Source organism: Cupriavidus nantongensis, from assembly GCF_001598055.1.
Taxonomy (GTDB): domain Bacteria; phylum Pseudomonadota; class Gammaproteobacteria; order Burkholderiales; family Burkholderiaceae; genus Cupriavidus; species Cupriavidus nantongensis.
In genome coordinates this window covers 2285702-2305876 of record NZ_CP014844.1, presented here as the reverse complement: position 1 = coordinate 2305876, position 20175 = coordinate 2285702, and the positions used below count along the sequence as shown (strand labels likewise).

Here is a 20175-nt window from a genome sequence, read left to right as displayed (position 1 = left end):
GTGTTAGCCGTTGAAGCCCTTGCCTTCGTCCGCCAGCTTCTGCAGCAGCGGCGCGACCTGCCAGGCTTCGCCGTGGTAGCCCTTGGCGTAGCGCTTCATTGCCAGCGCCACGTTGTACAGGCCGACCTGGTCCGCGTACAGCATCGGGCCGCCGCGGAACAGCGGGAAGCCGTAGCCAGTCAGGTACACCATGTCGATATCCGAGGCCTTGGAAGCAATGCCCTCTTCCAGGATCTTGGCGCCTTCGTTGACCAGCGCGAACACCAGGCGCTCGACGATCTCCTCGTCCGAGATCTTGCGGCGCGTGATGCCCAGGTCCTTGGAGTGCTGCACGATCATGTCGTTGACCTGCTGGTTCGGATACGGCTTGCGGTCGCCCGCCTTGTAGTCGTACCAGCCCGCGCCGGTCTTCTGGCCGAAGCGGCCCATCTCGCACAGCAGGTCGGCGGTCTTCGAATACTGGATGTCCGGCTTGTCCACGGCGCGGCGCTTGCGGATGGCCCAGCCGATGTCGTTGCCGGCCAGGTCGCCCATGCGGAACGGGCCCATGGCAAAGCCGAACTTCTCGATGGCCTTGTCGACCTGCTCCGGCAGCGCGCCTTCATCCAGCAGGTAGCCGGCCTGGCGGCTGTACTGCTCGATCATGCGGTTGCCGATAAAGCCGTCGCACACGCCCGACACCACCGCGGTCTTCTTGATCTTCTTGGCCACCTGCATCACCGTGGCCAGCACGTCCTTGCCGGTCTTGTCGCCGCGCACCACTTCGAGCAGCTTCATCACGTTGGCCGGGCTGAAGAAGTGCATGCCGACCACGTCCTGCGGACGCCTGGTGAACGACGCGATCTTGTTGACGTCCAGCGTGGAGGTGTTCGAAGCCAGGATCGCGCCTTGCTTCATCACTTCGTCCAGCTTCTTGAACACGGTCTCCTTGACGCCCATCTCTTCGAACACGGCTTCGATCACCATGTCGGCGTCCTTGATGTCGTCATAGGACAGCGTGGTGCTCAGCAGCCCCATGCGCTGCTCGACCTTCTCCTGCGTCAGCTTGCCCTTCTTGGCGCTGTTCTCGTAGTTCTTGCGGATGATGCCGACGCCGCGGTCGAGCGCTTCCTGCTTGGTTTCCAGGATCGTGACCGGGATGCCCGCATTGAGGAAGTTCATGCTGATGCCGCCACCCATGGTGCCGGCGCCGATCACGGCAACTTTCTCGATCTTGCGCACCGGGGTGCCTTCGGGCACGTCGGGGATCTTGCTGGCGGCACGCTCGCCAAAGAAGGCGTGGCGCAGCGCGCGCGATTCCGGCGTGGTCACCAGGTACAGGAAGCCCTCGCGCTCCTGCTTCAGGCCCTGCTCGAACGGCTTGAGCGAGCCGGCCACGGCTTCCAGGCACTTCAGCGGCGCCGGGAAATTCTTGGCCATTGCGGCCACGGTATTGCGGGCGAAGCCGAGGTAGCCTTCAGCATTCTCGTGGCGCACCTTCAGGTCGCGCACCTTCGGGTGCGGGCCGCTGGCGGCGCCGACGTTCTGGGCGAACTTGATGGCGGCGGGCAGCACGTCACCGTCGACAATTTCGTCGAACAGCTTGGTGCCGGCGAACTTCTCCGACGGCACCGCGGTGCCCGACACGATCATGTTGGCGGCGGCCTCCAGACCGATCACGCGCGGCAGGCGCTGCGTGCCGCCCGCGCCGGGCAGCAGGCCCAGCTTCACTTCCGGCAGCGCGATCTGCGCGCCCTTGGATGCGACGCGGTAGTTGCAGCCCAGCGCCAGTTCCAGGCCGCCGCCCATCGCGACCGAGTGCACCGCCGCCACCACCGGCTTGGACGACGCTTCCAGCACGCGGATCACCGAGTGCAGCGTCGGCTCCTGCATCGCCTTGGGCGTATTGAATTCGCGGATATCGGCGCCGCCCGAGAAAGCCTTGCCAGCGCCGGTGATGACGATCGCCTTGACGGCGGCATCGTCCAGCGCACGGGTCATGCCTTCGACGATGCCAAGCCGGGTGCTGTGACCCAGGCCGTTGACAGGGGGATTGTCGAGCGTGATGACGGCTACGCCGTCCTGAACCTGATACTGCGCTGTCATGCTGGTTCCTTTGGTGTCAGAAGTTGTCTCGGGATTCGAATTCTCGAATGAATGTTTTTTGCAGCGCGGGGCGTGCCGGCCAGTGCCGGTGCCTGCCCCGGGGCGCGGCCTTCATGGGCGGGTTAACCCTCGACCCGATCTGCCGCTTTCCCGCGCCCCACAACGCCTTCCGGCGCTTGGGCGAAACAAGCATACACAAAATAGCACGGTCGTTCAATTTTAATTTCCGAAGATTCCGGGGGCCATGCGCAACGCGAATGCCGCCCCTGATCGCGCTGCATGGAGCCGGTGCTTAACGACCGGCAGAACGCCGCCCGCGATGCCGGCCAAGGCACTTTGCCCATCTCGCAAGCGCCGTCCCCAGACCAGTATCGGACTTTATTTGACCGATACGGGAAAATCGGCGGCGCAGACGCGGTAGACTCGCGGCTTTTCGTTTTTTGCCCCCTGGCCTTCACGAGACGCCGGGCGGCGGAAGGTCCAGCGACCCTGATGTCTTCCCCAACCCATTCTTCGTCCCGGCACGATTCCGCGCTGCAGGAACACCAGCACCCGGTGGTCGAGCACGACGACCTCCAGCGCAAGCTCAAGGCCCGCCACCTGACCATGATCGCCGTCGGCGGCGCGGTCGGCACCGGCCTGTTCGTGGCCTCGGGCGCCTCGATCGCGCAGGCCGGCCCGGGCGGCGCGCTGCTGATGTATATGCTGCTCGGCGTGATGGTCTATTGCCTGATGACCAGCCTGGGCGAACTGGCGGTGCACATGCCGGTGGCCGGCTCCTTTGTCACCTACAGCGCGCTCTATGTCGATGAGGGCTTCGGCTTCGCGCTGGGCTGGAACTACTGGTTCAGTCTTGCCGTCACCATCGCCGTCGAACTGACCGCGGCGCAGCTGGTGATGCAGTACTGGTTCCCCGACGTGCCCGGGGTGCTGTGGAGCGCCGGCTTCCTGCTGCTGATGTTCGGGCTCAACGCGTTCTCGGTGCGCGGCTTCGGCGAGGCCGAATACTGGTTCGCGCTGGTCAAGGTAATCACCGTGGTGGTGTTCCTGGGCGTGGGCCTGCTGATGATCTTCGGCATCATGCAGGGCGGCCCACAATCCGGCTGGCACAACTTCACCACCGGCGACGCGCCCTTCGTCGGCGGCATCCCGGCCATGTTCGGCGTGGCGATGATCGCGGGCTTCTCCTTCCTCGGCACCGAAACCGTCGGCGTCGCCGCCGGCGAGGCCGAACGCCCCGCCATCACCATTCCGCGCGCGATCCGCCAGACCTTCTGGCGCATCCTGCTGTTCTACGTGCTGGCGATCCTGGTCATCGGGGTGCTGATCCCGTATACCGACCCCAACCTGCTGCGCAACGACGTGACCGACGTGGGCGTCAGCCCGTTCGCGCTGGTGTTCCGCCACGCCGGGCTGGCCTTCGCCGCCGGGCTGATGAACGCGGTGGTGCTGACCGCGCTGCTGTCGGCGGGCACCTCGAGCATGTACGTGTCGACGCGGATCCTGTACGGCCTTGCCGTCAGCCGCCGCGCGCCGCGCGTGTTCGCCAGGCTGACGCCGAACGGCGTGCCGTTCTACGCGCTGCTGGCGACCACCGGCATCGGCGCGCTGTGCTTCCTCAGTTCGCTGCTCGGCAACAAGACCGCCTATCTGTGGCTGCTCAATACCTCGGCCATGACCGGCTTTATCGCCTGGCTCGGCATCGCCGTCAGCCACTACCGCTTCCGCCGCGGCATGGCCCGCCAGGGGCATGACGTCAGCCAGCTCGCCTATCGCTCGCCGCTGTATCCGTTCGGGCCGATCTTCTCGGCGGTGCTGTGCCTGGTGATTATCGGCGGGCAGAATTACCAGGCCTTTGCGGACATCCCGAACCGGTGGCAGGAGATCGTGGCGACCTATATCGGCGTGCCGGTGTTTCTGGTGCTGTGGCTGGGATATCGGCTGGTCACCGGGTCGCGGCTGATTGCGTATGAGGATATGCCGTTCGAGTTTGCGCAGCGGAAGGCGGAGGATGAGCGGGAGGCCGCGTAAGAAGTTGGGGCCGGGCACAGCGACGCATGGAACTTCGTTGACGCGCCGGCCCTCTCCCCCGCCCCTCTCCCGCAAGCGGGAGAGGGGAGAAAACAGGCGAGGATCGCGGGGCTGGAGCTAGACCTCCAGCCACTCCTTCCTGACCTGGCCGTTGGCCTTCAGTTCGCCCGGCGTGCCTTCGAACACGATATGGCCGTGGCCCATGACGTAAACCCGCTGCGAGATATCGAGCGCAATCGCGAGCTTCTGCTCGATCAGCAGCACCGAGACGCCGCGTTCCTTCAGGGTCTTCAGGTAATCCCCCACCAGCGCCACGATCATCGGCGCCAGCCCTTCGGTGGGCTCGTCGATCAGGACCAGGTCAGGATCGCCCATCAGCGTGCGGCACAGCGTCAGCATCTGCTGCTCGCCGCCGGACAGCACGCCGGCCGAGGTGTTCTCGCGCTCCTTCAGGCGCGGGAACATGTTGAACATATCCTCCACGCTCCAGCGCGGCTTGGCCTGTCGCGGGTTGCGCTTCTCCCCGAGCAGCAGGTTCTGCCGTACCGTCAGCGTCGGGAAAATATCCCGGTTCTCCGGCACGTAGCCGATGCCGAGATGCGCAATCTCGAAGGTGCGTCGCCCGAGGATCTCTTCGCCCCGGAACTTCACCGACCCTTCCGCCTTGACCATGCCGAGGATGGCCTTGGCCATGGTCGAGCGCCCCACCCCGTTGCGCCCCAGCAGCGCCACGATCTCGCCCTCGTCGATATGCGCATCGACGCCATGCAGGATATGGCTCTTGCCGTAATAGGCGTGCAGGCCCGTGACTTCCAGCATGCGCTTGCCCATCAGTGCGCTCCTTCGGTGGTGGCCTCGTCGAGCGTGGTGCCCAGGTAGGCTTCCTTGACCTTGCGGTTGTTGCGGATGGCCTGCGGGGTATCGGTGGCGATGACTTCGCCGTAGACCAGCACCGAGATGCGGTCGGCCAGCCCGAACACCACGCTCATGTCGTGCTCGACCATCACCAGCGTCTTGCCCACCGTGACCTTGCGGATCAGCTCGACCGCGTGGTCCGATTCCGAGCGGCTCATGCCCGCGGTGGGCTCGTCCAGCAGGATCACCTCGGCGCCGCCGGCGATGGTGATGCCGATCTCCAGCGCGCGCTGCTCGGCATAGGTCAGCAGGCCGGCCTGGGTATCGCGGCGATGCTGCATGCCGATCAGCTCGAGCACGTCCTCGGCGCGCTCGCGCGCATCGCGCAGGCCGGTAAGCCGGTGCCAGAACGAATACTTGTAGCCGAGCGACCACAGCACCGCGCAGCGCAGGTTCTCGAACACCGACAGCCGGTGGAAGATATTGGTGATCTGGAAGCTGCGCGACAGCCCCATGCGGTTGATGACGAAGGGCTGCAGCCCGCCGATCTCTTCACCGTTCAGCCGCACCGTGCCGCTGCTCGGCGCGAAGCGGCCCGAGATCAGGTTGAAGGTGGTCGACTTGCCGGCCCCGTTGGGGCCGATCAGCGCATGGCGCTCGCCCTTGGGAATGCTCAGGTTCACGCCGCGGATGATTTCCGTCTGGCCGAACTTCTTGCGTACATCGGTCAGTTCCAGTGCCGCCGCGCTCATGCCCTGCCTCCTGCGATTTCTGCCTGCACCTTGTCCCATTGCGCGCGCGACGCGCGCACCGCCAGCCGCCACGCGGCCAGCCCCACCGCCCACAGCGCCGCCGCCGCCAGCCATGGCATCCAGGTCGCGGCATCGAAGCCGATGCCGAACAGCTTCATCGCGGTGCCATTGGCGCTGTCGACCTGCACCTTGTAGACCAGTTCGACGGTCACGATCATCGCCACCAGCAGCACCGCGCCGGCCGCGCCGGCCCTGGCATAGAACGGCAGCATGCGGCGCAGCTTGCCCTTCGCCGCCAGCGGCAGCTGCATCAGCAGCAGGCTGGCCAGGCCGCCCGGCACGAACATCACCATCAGCACGAAGAACAGGCCCAGGTAGAGCAGCCAGGCCTTGGTCAGGTCCGACAGCGCCACCGCGAACAGCACGAACACCACCGCGCCGATGATCGGCCCGAAGAACACCCCGGCGCCGCCGATGAACACCGCCAGCAGCACGCCGCCCGAACGCACCGCGCTGACGTTCTCGGCCGAGACGATCTCGAAGTTGATCGCTGCCAGCGCGCCGGAGATGCCGGCGAAGAACGCCGACAGGATCAGCACCAGGTAGCGCACGCGCTGGGTGTTGTAGCCGATGAACTCGACCCGCTCGGGGTTGTCGCGCACCGCGTTGGCAATGCGGCCCAGCGGGGTCTGGGTCCAGGCGTACATCGCCACCATCGACACCAGGCACCACGCCGCAATCAGGTAGTAGACCTGGCGCCCGGGCCCGAAGCTGATGCCGAGGAACGGATCGCCGACCACGCGGTTGGTGGAGATGCCGCCCTCGCCGCCGAAGAATTCCGGGAACATCAGCGAGCTGGCAAAGACCATTTCGCCGATGCCCATGGTGATCATGGCGAAGGTGGTGCCGGCCTTCTTGGTGGTGACGTAGCCGAAGATGACGCCGAAGAACGCGCCGGCCAGCCCCCCCACCAGCGGCAGCATCGACACCGGCAGCCACACCTTGCCGGCGCCGACCATGTTCAGCACGTGCACCGCGATAAAGGCGCCGAGCCCGGAATACACCGCATGGCCGAACGACAGCATGCCGGTCTGCCCCAGCAGCATGTTGTACGACAGCGCGAAGATGATCATGATGCCCATCTGCGACATCAGCGTGATGGCGAAGCCGCCGGTGAAGAACAGCGGCAGCACCAGCATCACCAGTACGGTCAGGCTCCAGATGATCCAGCGCGCCAGGTTCAGCGGGCGGTAGCGCAGGGTGCGGCCGGTTGCCACCGGCTCGCGGGGTTGTTGCATCGCTTGCTCCATGGCCTCAGCTCTCCCGGGTTCCCATCAGTCCACGCGGGCGGAAGATCAGCATCACCACCAGCAGCAGGTACGGCAGCACCGGCGCCACCTGGGCCACCGTCAGCTTCCACAGCGAATAGAACGGCGTGGCCTCGCTGACCGCCAGCCCCAGGCTGGTCATCAGCCCCGCCAGCGAGGCGTCGATGGTGACCGCGAAGGTCTGCAGCACGCCGATCAGGATCGACGCGATAAACGCGCCCACCAGCGACCCCATGCCGCCCACCACCGCCACCACGAACACGATCGACCCCACCGCCGCGGCCATCGACGGCTCGGTGACGAAGGCATTGCCGCCGATCACCCCGGCCAGCCCCGCCAGCGCGGCGCCGCCGCCGAACACCATCATGAATACACGCGGCACGTTGTGGCCCAGCGCCTCGACCATCTCCGGGTGGGTCAGCGCGGCCTGGATCACCAGCCCGATGCGGGTGCGCGTCAGCACCAGGTAGATCGCCACCAGCATGCCCAGCGACACCAGCATCATGAAGGCGCGGTACTTGGGGAACGACGAGGTGAACACCGTGAACAGCGGCCCGTCGAGCTCGGCCGGGATCCGGTACGGCACCGCCGCCAGGCCCCACACCAGCTTGACGCCCTCCTCGATCAGGTAGGCCAGGCCGAAGGTGAACAGCAGCTCGGCCACGTGGCCGTACTTGTGCACCGTGCGCAGGCCGAAGCGCTCCACCAGCGCACCCGCGCCCGCCACCAGCAGCGGCGCGAAGATCAGCGCCGGCCAGAAGCCGATCTTGCTGGCGATGGTGTAGGCAAAGTAGGCGCCCAGCATGTAGAAGCTGGCATGGGCAAAGTTGAGCACGCCCATCATGCTGAAGATCAGCGTAAGGCCCGACGACAGCATGAACAGCAGCAGCCCGTAGCTGATGCCGTTCAGCAGTGAGATGACGAAGAATTCCACAGCGTGTCCTTCAAGCTGGTGCCGCCATGCGCGCGCACGGCGGCAACCGTCCGGGTCGATCGAGGGTGAGCGCCTCCGCCAGGGGCAGGCATCGCCCCCGGACACTCCCCGTTATGGTCCGGAACAAAGACCGGAAGTATGCCGGGCGCGCGGCCACTTTGTCAGCGTGGCCGCGCGCCACCGGCAGGATCAGCCCGGCCGCTTCATCTGGCACGAGGTCGGCTGGGCCGACACGTACTGGTCCATCAGCGCGTTGGTCTTCCAGCCGTAGCCGGTGTTTTCCTGGTCGTACTTGACTTCCTTGCCGTCGACCTTGGTCCAGGTGGCGACCACCAGCGGCTGCTGCGCCTGGTGGTCGGTATTGCGCATCTCGACCGTGCCGTTCATGCTGTCGACCTTGATGCCTTCCAGCGCCTTGGCCACCTTGACCGGGTCGGTCGAGTTGGTTTCCTTCATCGCCTTGCTGAGCATGGCGATGCCGGTGTACGAGGCCATCACGTAGAAGTCGTCGTTGTACTTCTTCTTGTAGCCCTCGATGATGTCGGCGCCGCGGAAGCCCTTGTTGTTGGGGTTGTAGTAGCCCACGTACTTGACGTGCTCGGCGCCGGCGGCGCCCATCGCGGTCGGCACGCCGGTGGTGCCGGCGTAGTAGGTGTAGTAGTTGGTGGTCAGCCCGGCGTCCTTGCCGGCCTTGATCAGCAGCGCGAGGTCGCTGCCCCAGTTGCCGGTGATCACGGTATCGGCGCCGGAGGCCTTGATCTTGGCCGCGTACGGCGCAAAGTCCTTGACCTGCGCCAGCGGATGCAGGTCTTCGCCGACGATCTGGATGTCCGGGCGCTTGCGCTTCAGGTAGTCCTTGGCGGCGCGCGCCACCTGGTGGCCGAACGAGTAGTTCTGGTTGATCAGGTAGACCTTCTTGACGTTCGGGTCCTTGGCCAGGAAGGTGGTCAGCGCCTCCATCTTCATGTCCGAGTTGGCGTCCAGGCGGAAATGCCAGTAGTTGCACTTGGCATTGGTCATGTCCGGATCGACCGCGGCGTAGTTCAGGTAGACGATCTCCTTGCCGGGGTTGCGCTCGTTGTGCTTGGCCACCGCATCCTGCAGCGCCAGGCCGACCGACGAGCCGTTGCCCTGCACGATGTAGCGAATGCCCTGGTCGACCGCCTGCTTGAGGATAGTCAGGCTTTCCTGCGGCGACAGCTTGTTGTCGAAGCCCACCACCTCGAACTTGTGCGGACCGGCCCAGCCCTTCTGGTTGGCGACATCGGCCACGTACTGCCAGCTCTTGAGCTGGTTCTGGCCGACCGGGGCCATCAGTCCCGAGAGCGGATCGATAAAGGCGATCTTCACCGTATCCGCGAGCGCGGACCCCGAAACCAGCGCAGAACCCAGTGCGGCAAACATGGCCACACCGGCCACCAGCGGACGCATTTTCGTCATACCTGTCTCCTTCACTCTTGTCGTGGCTTGTCGTTCGATGTCGTCGATGCGGCCGGCCGCGTGGCGCCCTGCTGTTCGCGCCGCGCGGCGGCCCCCGGCAGCGCCGTGCCGCAAGCTGGCCGGCGCACCGGATGCTGGCCTGCCGGCCTCAGGCAGTCGGCAGCTTGTAGTCCTTGAACTGCTCGCGCAGCCGCAGCTTCTGCATCTTGCCGGTGGCCGTCAGCGGAATCTCGGTGACAAAGGCCACGTCGTCGGGGATCCACCACTTGGCGACCTTGCCTTCGAAGAACTGCAGCAGCTCTTCGCGGCTGACCTCGGCGCCGGGCTTCTTCACCACCACCAGCAGCGGGCGCTCGTCCCACTTGGGGTGGTAGGCGGAGATGCAGGCCGCCATGTGCACCGCCGGATGCGCGGCGGCAACGTTCTCGATATCGATCGACGAAATCCATTCGCCGCCGGACTTGATCACGTCCTTGCTGCGGTCGGTGATCTGCATGAAGCCGTCGGCATCGATGGTGGCGACGTCGCCGGTCGGGAACCAGCCGTCGACCAGCGGGCTGGCGTCATTGCGGAAATAGCGGTCGATGATCCACGGCCCGCGCACCAACAGGTCGCCGAAGGCCTTGCCGTCCCACGGCAGTTCCTTGCCCTCGCCGTCGACGATCTTCATGTCGACGCCGTAGATCACGCGGCCCTGCTTCTCCTGGATCTTGTGGCGCTCGGCATCGGGCAGGTCGTGGTGCTTGGCCAGCAGCTTGCTCGCGGTGCCCAGCGGCGACATCTCGGTCATGCCCCAGGCATGGATCACTTCCACGTCGAGCGCCTCGAGCGCGCGGATCATCGCCGGCGGCGCGGCCGAACCGCCGATCACGGTGCGGCGGAAGGTGGAGAACCTGAGCTGGTTGGCCTGCATATGCTGCAGCAGGCCAAGCCACACCGTTGGCACGCCGGCGGAGAAGGTCACCTTCTCCTGCTCGAACAGCTCATAGAGCGAGGCGCCGTCGAGCTTCGGCCCCGGCAGCACCAGCTTGGCGCCGACCAGCGGCACCGAATACGGCAGCCCCCAGGCATTGACGTGGAACATCGGCACCACCGGCAGGATCACGTCGCTGGCCGAGCAGCCCAGCGCATCCGGCATCGCCGACGCATAGGAATGCAGCACCGTGGAGCGGTGCGAATACAGCGCGCCCTTCGGATTGCCGGTGGTGCCCGAGGTGTAGCACAGGCTCGAGGCGAGGTTCTCGTCGAACTGCGGCCATTGGTAGTTGCCGTCCTGGGCGTCGAGCAGTTCCTCGTAGCACAGCAGCGGCACCTTGGCTTCGGCCGGCATGTGCGCGCGGTCGGTCATCGCCACCCAGCCCTTGACGTTGGGGCAATGCGGGGCCACGCCTTCCACCAGCGGCAGGAAGGTCAGGTCGAAGAAGATATAGCCGTCTTCCGCGTGGTTGACGATATAGGCAATCTGCTCGGGGAACAGGCGCGGGTTGACGGTATGGCAGACCGCGCCCATGCCGGACACGCCGTAGTAGATCTCGAGGTGACGGTAGCCGTTCCAGGCCAGCGTGCCGACCCGCTCGCCCTGCTTCACGCCGAGCGCGCCGAGCGCCTGTGCCAGCTTGCGGGCACGCAGCTCGCAATCGCGGTACGTATAGCGATGCAGGTCGCCCTCCGTGCGCCGCGAGACGATCTCGGTGCTGCCGTAATAACGCGCGGCGTGTTTGATGATGGAGGAAATGAGCAGCGGTGCGCTCATCATTTGACCCATCAATGCCATGAACCTGTCTCCTGAATGCTGTTCTGTTCCACCGAAAAACGAACAACCGTACTATTTTTGGACGGTCGTTCGCATGTATGGCATCGGCTCGGAGCCGATCCGGTCGTGCACTGCCGTACTGTTGTCGCGTTGCTGTTGTCGCGTCGCTGCTCGTCGGGGCCGCAATTCTGCGGAGGTCCATGCACCGGACTCATGGGCTGACTGAAGGCGGGAAATAACCTTGCGGTGCATGGCGGCATATCCAGGCCGGGCGCGTCTGGTGCCGCAGTCTGGTACCGTTGAGGACGTACAATACTGCGTGGCATGTTGCACCTCAACATGTCGTTTTCCCTAGCCACCATCGCATTTTCGTGCCTTGCGCATGCCGCGCCGCACCGCCTCCGGCGCGTGCCGCGGCAGCGCGCCGAGCGCACCGAAAGCGCACTGCCACCCCGGCGCCCGAGCGCCCCTACGCGATGCCAGACACGCCCCCGCCGCACGCTCCGCACTCCGCAGCCGATACCGCCACGCCGGCGACGCTGCCGCTGCCGTTTCCGACCGCGCCCGGCTTTGCCGAGCTGGGCCCGCAGTTCTTCACGCGCCTGCGTCCGACGCCGCTGCCATCGGCGTACCTGGTCAGCGTGGCGCCGGCGGCCGCGGCGCTGCTGGGCTGGGATGCCGGCGTCGGCAGCCGGCAAGACTTCATCGACACCTTCATCGGCAACCAGGTGCCGGACTGGGCCGATCCGCTGGCGACGGTCTATTCCGGGCACCAGTTCGGAGTCTGGGCCGGCCAGCTCGGCGACGGCCGCGCCATCCGCCTGGCGCAGGCGCAGACCGACACCGGCCCGTGGGAGATCCAGCTCAAGGGCGCGGGCCTGACGCCCTATTCGCGCATGGCCGACGGGCGCGCGGTGCTGCGCTCGTCGATCCGCGAGTACCTGTGCTCGGAGGCGATGGCCGCGCTGGGCGTGCCGACCACGCGCGCGCTGTCGATCATGGGCTCCGACGCGCCGGTGCGGCGCGAGACCATCGAGACCGCCGCGGTCGTGACCCGGCTGTCGCCCACCTTCATACGCTTCGGGCACTTCGAGCATTTCGCCGCGCACGACGACGTGGCCGCGCTGCGCAAGCTGGCGGATTTCGTCATCGACAACTTCATGCCCGCCTGCCGCGACGACGGTCAGCCGTACCAGGCGCTGCTGCGCGAGGTCTCGCTGCGCACCGCCGACCTGATCGCGCACTGGCAGGCGGTGGGCTTCTGCCACGGCGTGATGAACACCGACAATATGTCGATCCTGGGCCTGACCATCGATTACGGCCCGTTCGGCTTCCTCGACGCGTTCGACGCCAACCATATCTGCAACCACTCCGACACGCAGGGCCGCTACGCCTACAGCCAGCAGCCGCAGGTGGCGTTCTGGAACCTGCACTGCCTGGCGCAGGCGCTGCTGCCGCTGTGGCTGCCGCCCGCGCAGGCCGACCAGGAAGCCGCGCGCGATGCCGCCATCGAAGCCGCACGCGCCGCGCTGGACCCGTTCCGCGAGCGCTACGCCGCGGCGTTCTTCCGCCACTACCGCGCCAAGCTGGGCCTGCGCCCGCCCGCCGGCGGCGACGACAAATCCGACGAGCCGCTGCTGACCAGCCTGTTCCAGCTGCTGCACGGGCAGCGCGTCGACTACACGCTGTTCTGGCGCAAGCTGTGCGGCATTTCGTCCACCGATGCCTCGCGCGACGCGCCGGTGCGCGACCTGTTTCTCGACCGCGCCGCCTTCGACGCCTGGGTGGCCGACTACCGCGTGCGCCTGCGCGCCGAGCAATCGCACGACGCCGCGCGCGAACTGGAAATGCTGGCGGTCAACCCCAAATACGTGCTGCGCAACCACCTGGCCGAGACCGCCATCCGCCGTGCGCGCGAAGACAAGGACTTCAGCGAAGTCGACCGGCTGCTGGCGGTGCTGTCGCGCCCGTTCGACGAACAGCCCGAGGCTGAACACTACGCCGCGCTGCCGCCGGACTGGGCCGCGGGCCTGGAGGTCAGCTGCTCGTCTTGACGACTGCGCCAGACCGGCCATCTACTCAAAGGGAACACCGCGAGGACAACCATGACCACCACCAAGACCGACGCCGAGTGGCGTGCACAACTCTCCGACATCGAATACCGCGTCACGCGCGAAGCCGCCACCGAGCGCCCGTTCACCGGCCGCTACTGGGACCACTGGGACCAGGGCATCTACCATTGCGTGGGCTGCGGCACGCCGCTGTTCGAATCGGCCACCAAGTTCGATGCCGGCTGCGGCTGGCCCAGCTATTTCCGCCCGATCAACGGCGAGGTCATTGCCGAGCATGTCGACCACAGCCACGGCATGACGCGCATCGAAGTCCGCTGCAAGGAATGCGGCAGCCACCTCGGCCACGTGTTCGAGGATGGACCTGCGCCGACCGGCCTGCGCTATTGCATCAACTCGGCTGCGCTAAAATTCGACGATCGCGATCCTGCCGAGCGTGCGGCGGATGATGCCCACGCTGCCGAAGCTCCCAAACGCGACCCGCAGCCCTGATGCCTTAATCGTCCGGCGACGACGCCGGACACAACCTGGACCCGCATGAAATTCCTGTTCGACCTGTTCCCGGTCATCCTTTTTTTTGCCGCGTTCAAGCTGGCCGACATCTACACCGCCACCGCCGTGGCCATCGCCGCCACGGTGGTGCAGATCGGCTGGGTCTGGTTCCGGCACCGCAAGGTCGAGCCGATGCAGTGGGTCAGCCTGCTGATCATCGCGGTCTTCGGCGGCGCCACGCTGGTGCTGCACAACGAGACCTTCATCAAGTGGAAGCCGACCGTGCTGTACTGGCTGTTCGCGGCCGCGCTGCTGGGCTCGGTGCTGGTGTGGCGCAAGAACCTGATCCGCGCCATGATGGAAAAGCAGGTGTCCCTACCCGATCCGGTGTGGGCGCGGCTGAATCTCGCCTGGGCCGGCTTCTTCGCCGCCATGGGCGTGCTCAACCTGTACGTGGCCTACCAGTTCTCGACCGAGGCCTGGGTCAACTTCAAGCTGTTCGGCAGCATGGGGCTGATGCTGGTCTTTATCGTCGCGCAAAGCGTCTGGCTGTCGCGCCACATGCCCGAAAACACCCGGGACTGACGGCGCCGCCGCGCCCCGTTTCGCCCCCACGAACCGAAGGAAACCATTGATGGCAGCCGATCCCGCTACGATCGAGGCAATGCTGCGCGCAGCGCTCGCCCCCAGCCACCTGGCCGTGCGCGACGACAGCGCGCTGCACGCCGGACACGCCGGCGCCGCGTCCGGCGGCGGACATTACGACGTGACAATCGTCAGCGAGCGCTTTGCGGGTCACAACCGGGTTGCCCGACACCGCATGGTGTATGATGCGCTGCGCGGTCTGTTCCCCACGCAGATCCACGCCCTGGCCGTGACTGCGTTCACCGACCAAGAGTACCAATCCCGCGCACAATCCCTCGCACCCTCACGCGATTCTTCCAGCAACTCTCAGACCTGATTCCATGAAGACCACCGTCCTCTCGTTCAGCCTGGCGGCTGTGCTTGCTGCCGGCAGCCTGCCGGCCATCGCCCAGAATGCCGCCGTCGTGAATGGCAAGGCCATTCCGTCGGCAAAGCTGGACAAGTTGATCGCCGGCACCGGCCAGCCCGACAGCCCGGAGCTGCGCACGCGCGCCCGCAACATGCTGATCGACCGCGAACTGCTCGTGCAGGAAGCCAACAAGCGCGGCCTGACCCAGCGCGACGACGTGCAGGAGCAACTGGAACAGGCCCGCCTGAACGTGCTGGCCGGCGCGGTGTTCGAAGACTACGTCAAGACCCACGGCGCGAGCGACGCCGAGCTGCGCAAGCAATACGACAAGATCAAGTCGCAGTTCGGCAACGGCAAGGAATACCACGCCCGCCACATCCTGGTGGAAAAGGAAGCCGACGCCAAGGCCATCATCGCCAAGATCAAGGGCGGCGCCAAGTTCGAGGACCAGGCCAAGGCCGCGTCGAAGGACCCGGGCTCGGCCGCCAACGGCGGCGACCTGGACTGGGCCAACAGCAGCAGCTACGTGCCCGAGTTCTCGGCGGCGATGACCGGCCTGAAGAAGGGCCAGATGACCGACACCCCGGTCAAGACCCAGTTCGGCTGGCACATCATCGAGCTGGTCGACGTGCGCGACGCCAAGATCCCGTCGTTCGAAGAAGTGAAGCCGCAGCTGACGCAGATGCTGATGGGCGACCAGAACTGGCAGCGCGAGCAGTTCCAGGCCATGATGAAGGCCCTGAAGGACAAGGCCAAGATCCAGTAAGCCGCGGGCCGGTCGCCCCCGCCGGCCCTGCAGCCTTCAAGGATGCAGCGCGTGCAGAAGACCGGCCGCTACTGGCAGCTCTGGCATCTCTCGTCCCGTGGCCTGTGCTACTGCGCACTGGCCTGGACCACCCTGGACGGCGCCGCCCCCGGCTGGCGCCGGCTCCATCCCCACCTCCCCTTGCGGGACCGGTATTCCCCGGAAAAGACCTTGCATGCGGTCGTGGCCTATCAGCTGGCCAGCGGCGCGCTGGTGCCTGTGCGCGGATATGAGGGCGCGCGGATGCTGACGTTTGCGTATGTGGCGTGGAGTTCGAGGCCGCGAGGGGTGGCTGCGGCCTGATGCCGGCTTTGGGGCTCGGGTGGGGACCTGCTGCCGCGCTACGCAGACGAAAAGCGCAGGCCCGGAAGCAAAAAAGCCACCGGCGCTGCCGGTGGCTTCTGGCTGGACTGCTCTACGTCAGCCGCCGGAGCCTTACCCCACCCACTTCCTCGCATTGCGGAACATCCGCATCCACGGGCTGCCGCCGTCGGCGACCTGCTTCCATGCATCCGGCGCCCAGCTCATGGTGGCAGCGCGGAATACGCGCTCCGGGTGCGGCATCAGCACGGTGAAGCGGCCGTCGACGGTGGTCACCGAGGTGATGCCGTCCGGCGAGCCGTTCGGGTTGAGCGGATAGGTCTGCGTGACCGCGCCGTAGTTGTCGACGAAGCGCAGCGCCACGTGGGCCTGGTCGATATTGCCCTGCTGCGAGAAGTCGGCAAACCCTTCGCCGTGCGCGACCACGATGGGGATGCGGCTGCCTTCCATGCCGGCGAAGAAAATCGACGGCGACGACTGCACTTCCACGGTCACGTAGCGCGCTTCGTACTGCTCCGACTGGTTGCGCGTGAACTTGGGCCAGGCGCCCGCTCCCGGGATGATCGGGGCCAGGTTGCTCATCATCTGGCAGCCGTTGCACACGCCCAGCGCGAAGGTGTCCTGGCGGTTGAAGAAGGCGGCGAACTGCTCGGCCATCTGACCGTTGAACAGAATGGTCTTGGCCCAGCCCTCGCCCGCGCCCAGCACGTCGCCGTAGCTGAAGCCGCCGCACGCGACGAAGCCGGTAAAGTCAGCCAGGTTGGCGCGGCCGGCGATCAGGTCGCTCATGTGCACGTCGTGGGTGTCGAAGCCGGCGCGGTCCATGCTGTACGCCATCTCGATCTGCGAGTTGACGCCCTGCTCGCGCAGGATCGCCACGCGCGGACGCGCGCCGGTGGCGATGAACGGTGCGGCGATGTCTTCGGCCGGATCGAAGGTCAGCACCGGGCTGATGCCGGGGTCGGCGGCGTCGAGCAGGCGGTCGTATTCGCTGTCGGCGCAGGCCGGGTTGTCGCGCAGGCGTGCGATGCGCCAGCTGACTTCGCTCCAGTTGCGCTGCAGGTCGGTGCGCGAGGCGCCGAACACCTTCTTCGCGTCACGGTAGATCTCGACCTGGTCGGAGGTGTTGGGCTTGCCCACCACGTGGCTGCATGCCGACAGGCCGGCCTCGCGCAGCACCGCGAACACGGCGTCGCGGTCTTCCATGCGCACCTGCACCACCGCGCCCAGTTCTTCGGAGAACAGCGCGCGCAGGGTCTGGTCGTTGCGGCGCTCGGCGACCTGCTGGGCCCAGTTCTTGGCGTCGCCGTAGTCCTGCTCCTGCTGCGGATCGAGCACCAGCATGTCGACGTTGAGCGAGATGCCGCAATGGCCGGCAAAGGCCATTTCGGCCAGCGCCGCCATGAAGCCGCCGTCGGAACGGTCGTGGTAGGCCAGCAGCTTGCCGTCGCGGTTCAGGCGCTGGATCACGTTGAAGAAGTTCTTCAGGTCTTCGGCGTTGTCGACGTCGGGGGCGCTGTCGCCCACCTGCTGCGTCACCTGCGCCAGGATGCTGCCGGCCATGCGGTTCTTGCCGCGGCCCAGGTCGATGGCGATCAGCACGGTGTCGCCGGCGTCGGTGCGCAGCTGCGGCGTCAGCGTGCGGTTGACGTCGTCGACCGCGGCAAAGGCCGAGATGATCAGCGACACCGGCGCCACCACTTCCTTGTCGACGCCCTGGTCCTGCCACTTGGTGCGCATCGACAGCGAATCCTTGCCCACCGGGATGCTGATGCCCAGCGCCGGGCACAGCTCCATGCCGACGGCATGCACGGTGTCGTACAGCTTGGCGTCCTCGCCCTCGACGCCGCAGGCCGCCATCCAGTTGGCCGACAGCTTGACCTTGCCCAGGTCCTTGACCGGCGCCGCGGCCAGGTTGGTCAGCGCTTCGCCGATCGCCATGCGGCCCGAAGCCGGCGCGTCGATCACGGCCAGCGGGGTGCGCTCGCCCATGGTCATCGCCTCGCCGGCATTGCCCTTGTAGTCCAGCGTGGTCACCGCCACGTCGGCCACCGGCACTTGCCACGGGCCGACCATCTGGTCGCGCGCATTCATGCCGCCGACGGTGCGGTCGCCGATGCTGATCAGGAACGACTTGCTGGCCACGGTCGGGTGGCGCAGCACGTCGCGCACCGCTTGCTCCAGGCTGATGCCGGTCACATCGACGGCCGGCAGCGGCTGCTCGACGCGCTTGACATCGCGGTGCATGCGCGGCGGCTTGCCCAGCAGCACGTCCATCGGCATGTTGACCGCGTAGTGTTCCTTGAGCGCGGCGTCGACACTGGCGTCGACCAGCTGCAGCTGCTTCTCTTCGGTGGCGATGCCGACCACGGCGAACGGCGAACGCTCGCGCTCGCACATGGCCTGGAACTGCGGGAAGCTGTCCGGCGCGATCGCCAGCACATAGCGCTCCTGCGACTCGTTGCACCAGATTTCCGCCGGCGACAGGCCGGACTCTTCCAGGTGCACCTGGCGCAGGTCGAAGCGCGCGCCGCGGTCGGCGCCGTCGACCAGTTCCGGGAAGGCGTTGGAGATGCCGCCCGCGCCGACGTCATGGATCGACAGGATCGGGTTGGCGTCGCCGAGCTGCCAGCAGGCGTTGATCACTTCCTGCGCGCGGCGCTCCATTTCCGGGTTGCCGCGCTGGACCGAGTCGAAGTCCAGGTCGGCGGTGTTGGTGCCGGTCGCCATCGAGCTGGCGGCGCCGCCGCCCATGCCGATGCGCATGCCCGGGCCGCCCAGCTGGATCAGCAGCGTGCCGGCCGGCAGCGGGTTCTTGTGCGTGTGCGAGGCGTCGATATTGCCGATGCCGCCGGCAATCATGATCGGCTTGTGGTAGCCGCGCACGGTGCCGCCGACGTTCTGCTCGTAGACGCGGAAGTAGCCGCCCAGGTTGGCGCGGCCGAATTCGTTGTTGAACGCGGCGCCGCCGAGCGGGCCGTCGATCATGATCTGCAGCGGCGAGGCGATGCGGTCGGGCTTGCCGGTCACGCCCGGCTTGTCGTCGGGATTGCGGTGCGCCACCGGCTGGGCCGCGTCGCGGTCGTTTTCCCACGATTCGACGGCGTCGGGCAGCATCAGGTTGGACACCGTGAAGCCGGTCAGGCCGGCCTTGGGCTTGGCGCCGCGGCCGGTCGCGCCTTCGTCGCGGATTTCGCCGCCGGCGCCGGTGGAAGCGCCCGGGAACGGCGAGATCGCGGTCGGGTGGTTATGGGTTTCCACCTTCATCAGCGTGTGCGTCAGCGCCTCGTGGCGGCCATACTTGTGGTCGTCGCCGCGCGGGAACCAGCGCTCGGCCACGTCGCCTTCCATCACCGCCGAGTTGTCCGAGTAAGCCACGATCGAGCCCTGCGGATTGAGCTGGTGCGTATTACGGATCATCGCGAACAGCGACTTGTCCTGCTGCACGCCGTCGATGGTCCAGGTGGCGTTGAAGATCTTGTGGCGGCAGTGTTCGCTGTTGGCCTGCGCGAACATCATCAGCTCGACGTCGGTCGGGTTGCGCTCCAGCTTCGCGTAGGCGTCGACCAGGTAGTCGATCTCGTCTTCGGACAGCGCCAGGCCCATCTCGACGTTGGCCGCGGCCAGCGCGCTGCGGCCGGCGGAGATGTCGATAAAGCGCAGCGGCTTGGCCGGCAGTTCCTGGAACAGGCCGGCGGCATCGTCACGCGACGCGACCACGGTCTCGGTCATGCGGTCGAACAGGTGCGCGGCGACCGCGGCGCGGGTGTCCGCGTCCAGCGACTTGCGGCCACGCAGCAGGCCCTTCTTGCAAACGACGGTAATCTCGATGCCGCGCTCGATGCGGTGGATATGCGTCAGGCCGCAGTTGTGGGCGATGTCGGTGGCCTTGCTGGCCCACGGCGAGATCGTGCCGAAGCGCGGGATCACCACGAAGCGGTCGCCCTCGGGCTGCTCGGCGAACGGTGCGCCATAGGTCAGCAGCGCCGCCACGCGCGACTGGTCGTCGGCCGACAGCGGCGTCTGCGCATCGACGAAATGCAGGAACTGGCCGTGCACCGACTCGATATCGGCGTCGATTTGCCGGAGAGCGGTGAGCAGGCGTTGCTGACGGAAGGCGGAAAGCGCCAAAGCGCCGGGGAAGCACGAGAAATGCGCCATGATCGTAGCGGTCGGGAGGCGAGAGGTAGGGGCTGCAGCTTGACCGGCACCGCTGCATGGGGTGCCGGCTGGCGGGAAACCGGTATTGTACCTTGCCGTGCCCCGCTTTTTGCACTGCGACATCACGGCCGCGCTGTGTCAGCACGGATCGTGAT

At 66.6% G+C, this 20175-nt stretch carries 15 protein-coding genes; 7 read left to right on the top strand and 8 right to left on the bottom strand.

Features of this window, described 5'->3' with window-relative positions:
* Positions 1-3: 3 nt before the first annotated feature.
* A complete protein-coding gene (locus A2G96_RS10785; protein ID WP_062799153.1) occupies positions 4-2085 on the bottom strand; it encodes a 3-hydroxyacyl-CoA dehydrogenase NAD-binding domain-containing protein in 2082 nt (693 codons plus the stop codon).
* A gap of 492 nt (positions 2086-2577) precedes the next feature.
* Between A2G96_RS10785 and A2G96_RS10780 the strand changes: the two genes are divergently transcribed.
* A complete protein-coding gene (locus tag A2G96_RS10780) occupies positions 2578-4116 on the top strand; it encodes an amino acid permease (RefSeq protein WP_082818910.1) in 1539 nt (512 codons plus the stop codon).
* 117 nt (positions 4117-4233) lie between these two features.
* Here the strand turns inward: A2G96_RS10780 and A2G96_RS10775 are convergent, their stop codons facing one another.
* From A2G96_RS10775 to A2G96_RS10750, 6 genes are all read right to left on the bottom strand, one after another.
* Positions 4234-4947 carry an ABC transporter ATP-binding protein gene (locus tag A2G96_RS10775; RefSeq protein ID WP_062799149.1) on the bottom strand — a complete coding sequence of 238 codons (714 nt, stop codon included), beginning with the start codon at positions 4945-4947 and terminating at the stop codon, positions 4234-4236.
* Positions 4947-5723: an ABC transporter ATP-binding protein gene (locus tag A2G96_RS10770; protein WP_062799147.1), complete on the bottom strand. Its 777-nt coding sequence runs from the start codon at positions 5721-5723 to the stop codon at positions 4947-4949. Before A2G96_RS10770 ends, A2G96_RS10775 begins: the two co-directional genes overlap by 1 nt.
* Positions 5720-7033, bottom strand: a complete 1314-nt coding sequence (locus A2G96_RS10765) for a branched-chain amino acid ABC transporter permease (protein WP_062799145.1) — start codon at positions 7031-7033, stop codon at positions 5720-5722. Before A2G96_RS10765 ends, A2G96_RS10770 begins: the two co-directional genes overlap by 4 nt.
* A 4-nt stretch (positions 7034-7037) precedes the next feature.
* Complete coding sequence (locus A2G96_RS10760) at positions 7038-7985, bottom strand: branched-chain amino acid ABC transporter permease (protein WP_062799143.1); 948 nt, start codon at positions 7983-7985, stop codon at positions 7038-7040.
* Positions 7986-8174: 189 nt separating this feature from the next.
* A complete protein-coding gene (locus A2G96_RS10755; RefSeq protein ID WP_062799140.1) occupies positions 8175-9425 on the bottom strand; it encodes a branched-chain amino acid ABC transporter substrate-binding protein in 1251 nt (416 codons plus the stop codon).
* 148 nt (positions 9426-9573) lie between these two features.
* Positions 9574-11199: a 3-(methylthio)propionyl-CoA ligase gene (locus A2G96_RS10750; protein WP_062799137.1), complete on the bottom strand. Its 1626-nt coding sequence runs from the start codon at positions 11197-11199 to the stop codon at positions 9574-9576.
* Positions 11200-11654: 455 nt separating this feature from the next.
* Here A2G96_RS10750 and A2G96_RS10745 point away from each other — a divergent pair, with 455 nt between their 5' ends.
* The 6 genes from A2G96_RS10745 to A2G96_RS10720 are packed head-to-tail and all read left to right on the top strand — an operon-like array spanning position 11655 to position 15841.
* Positions 11655-13232: a protein adenylyltransferase SelO gene (locus A2G96_RS10745; RefSeq protein ID WP_062799135.1), complete on the top strand. Its 1578-nt coding sequence runs from the start codon at positions 11655-11657 to the stop codon at positions 13230-13232.
* Positions 13233-13283: 51 nt separating this feature from the next.
* Positions 13284-13739, top strand: coding sequence for a peptide-methionine (R)-S-oxide reductase MsrB (gene msrB, locus A2G96_RS10740; RefSeq protein WP_062799133.1), 456 nt, complete (start codon positions 13284-13286; stop codon positions 13737-13739).
* Positions 13740-13784: 45 nt separating this feature from the next.
* On the top strand, positions 13785-14324 hold the full coding sequence (locus tag A2G96_RS10735; RefSeq protein ID WP_062799131.1) for a septation protein A: 540 nt from the start codon (positions 13785-13787) through the stop codon (positions 14322-14324).
* A gap of 49 nt (positions 14325-14373) precedes the next feature.
* Positions 14374-14700, top strand: coding sequence for a BolA family protein (locus A2G96_RS10730; protein ID WP_062799129.1), 327 nt, complete (start codon positions 14374-14376; stop codon positions 14698-14700).
* Between the two features lie 4 nt (positions 14701-14704).
* Positions 14705-15499 (top strand): peptidylprolyl isomerase, encoded by a 795-nt coding sequence (locus A2G96_RS10725; protein ID WP_062799127.1) that lies wholly within the window; start codon positions 14705-14707, stop codon positions 15497-15499.
* A gap of 42 nt (positions 15500-15541) precedes the next feature.
* On the top strand, positions 15542-15841 hold the full coding sequence (locus A2G96_RS10720; RefSeq protein WP_062799125.1) for a hypothetical protein: 300 nt from the start codon (positions 15542-15544) through the stop codon (positions 15839-15841).
* Positions 15842-15973: 132 nt separating this feature from the next.
* On the opposite strand, the gene purL is transcribed toward A2G96_RS10720, so the two are convergent.
* Positions 15974-20020 (bottom strand): phosphoribosylformylglycinamidine synthase, encoded by a 4047-nt coding sequence (purL, locus tag A2G96_RS10715; protein ID WP_062799123.1) that lies wholly within the window; start codon positions 20018-20020, stop codon positions 15974-15976.
* Between the last annotated feature and the right edge of the window lie 155 nt (positions 20021-20175).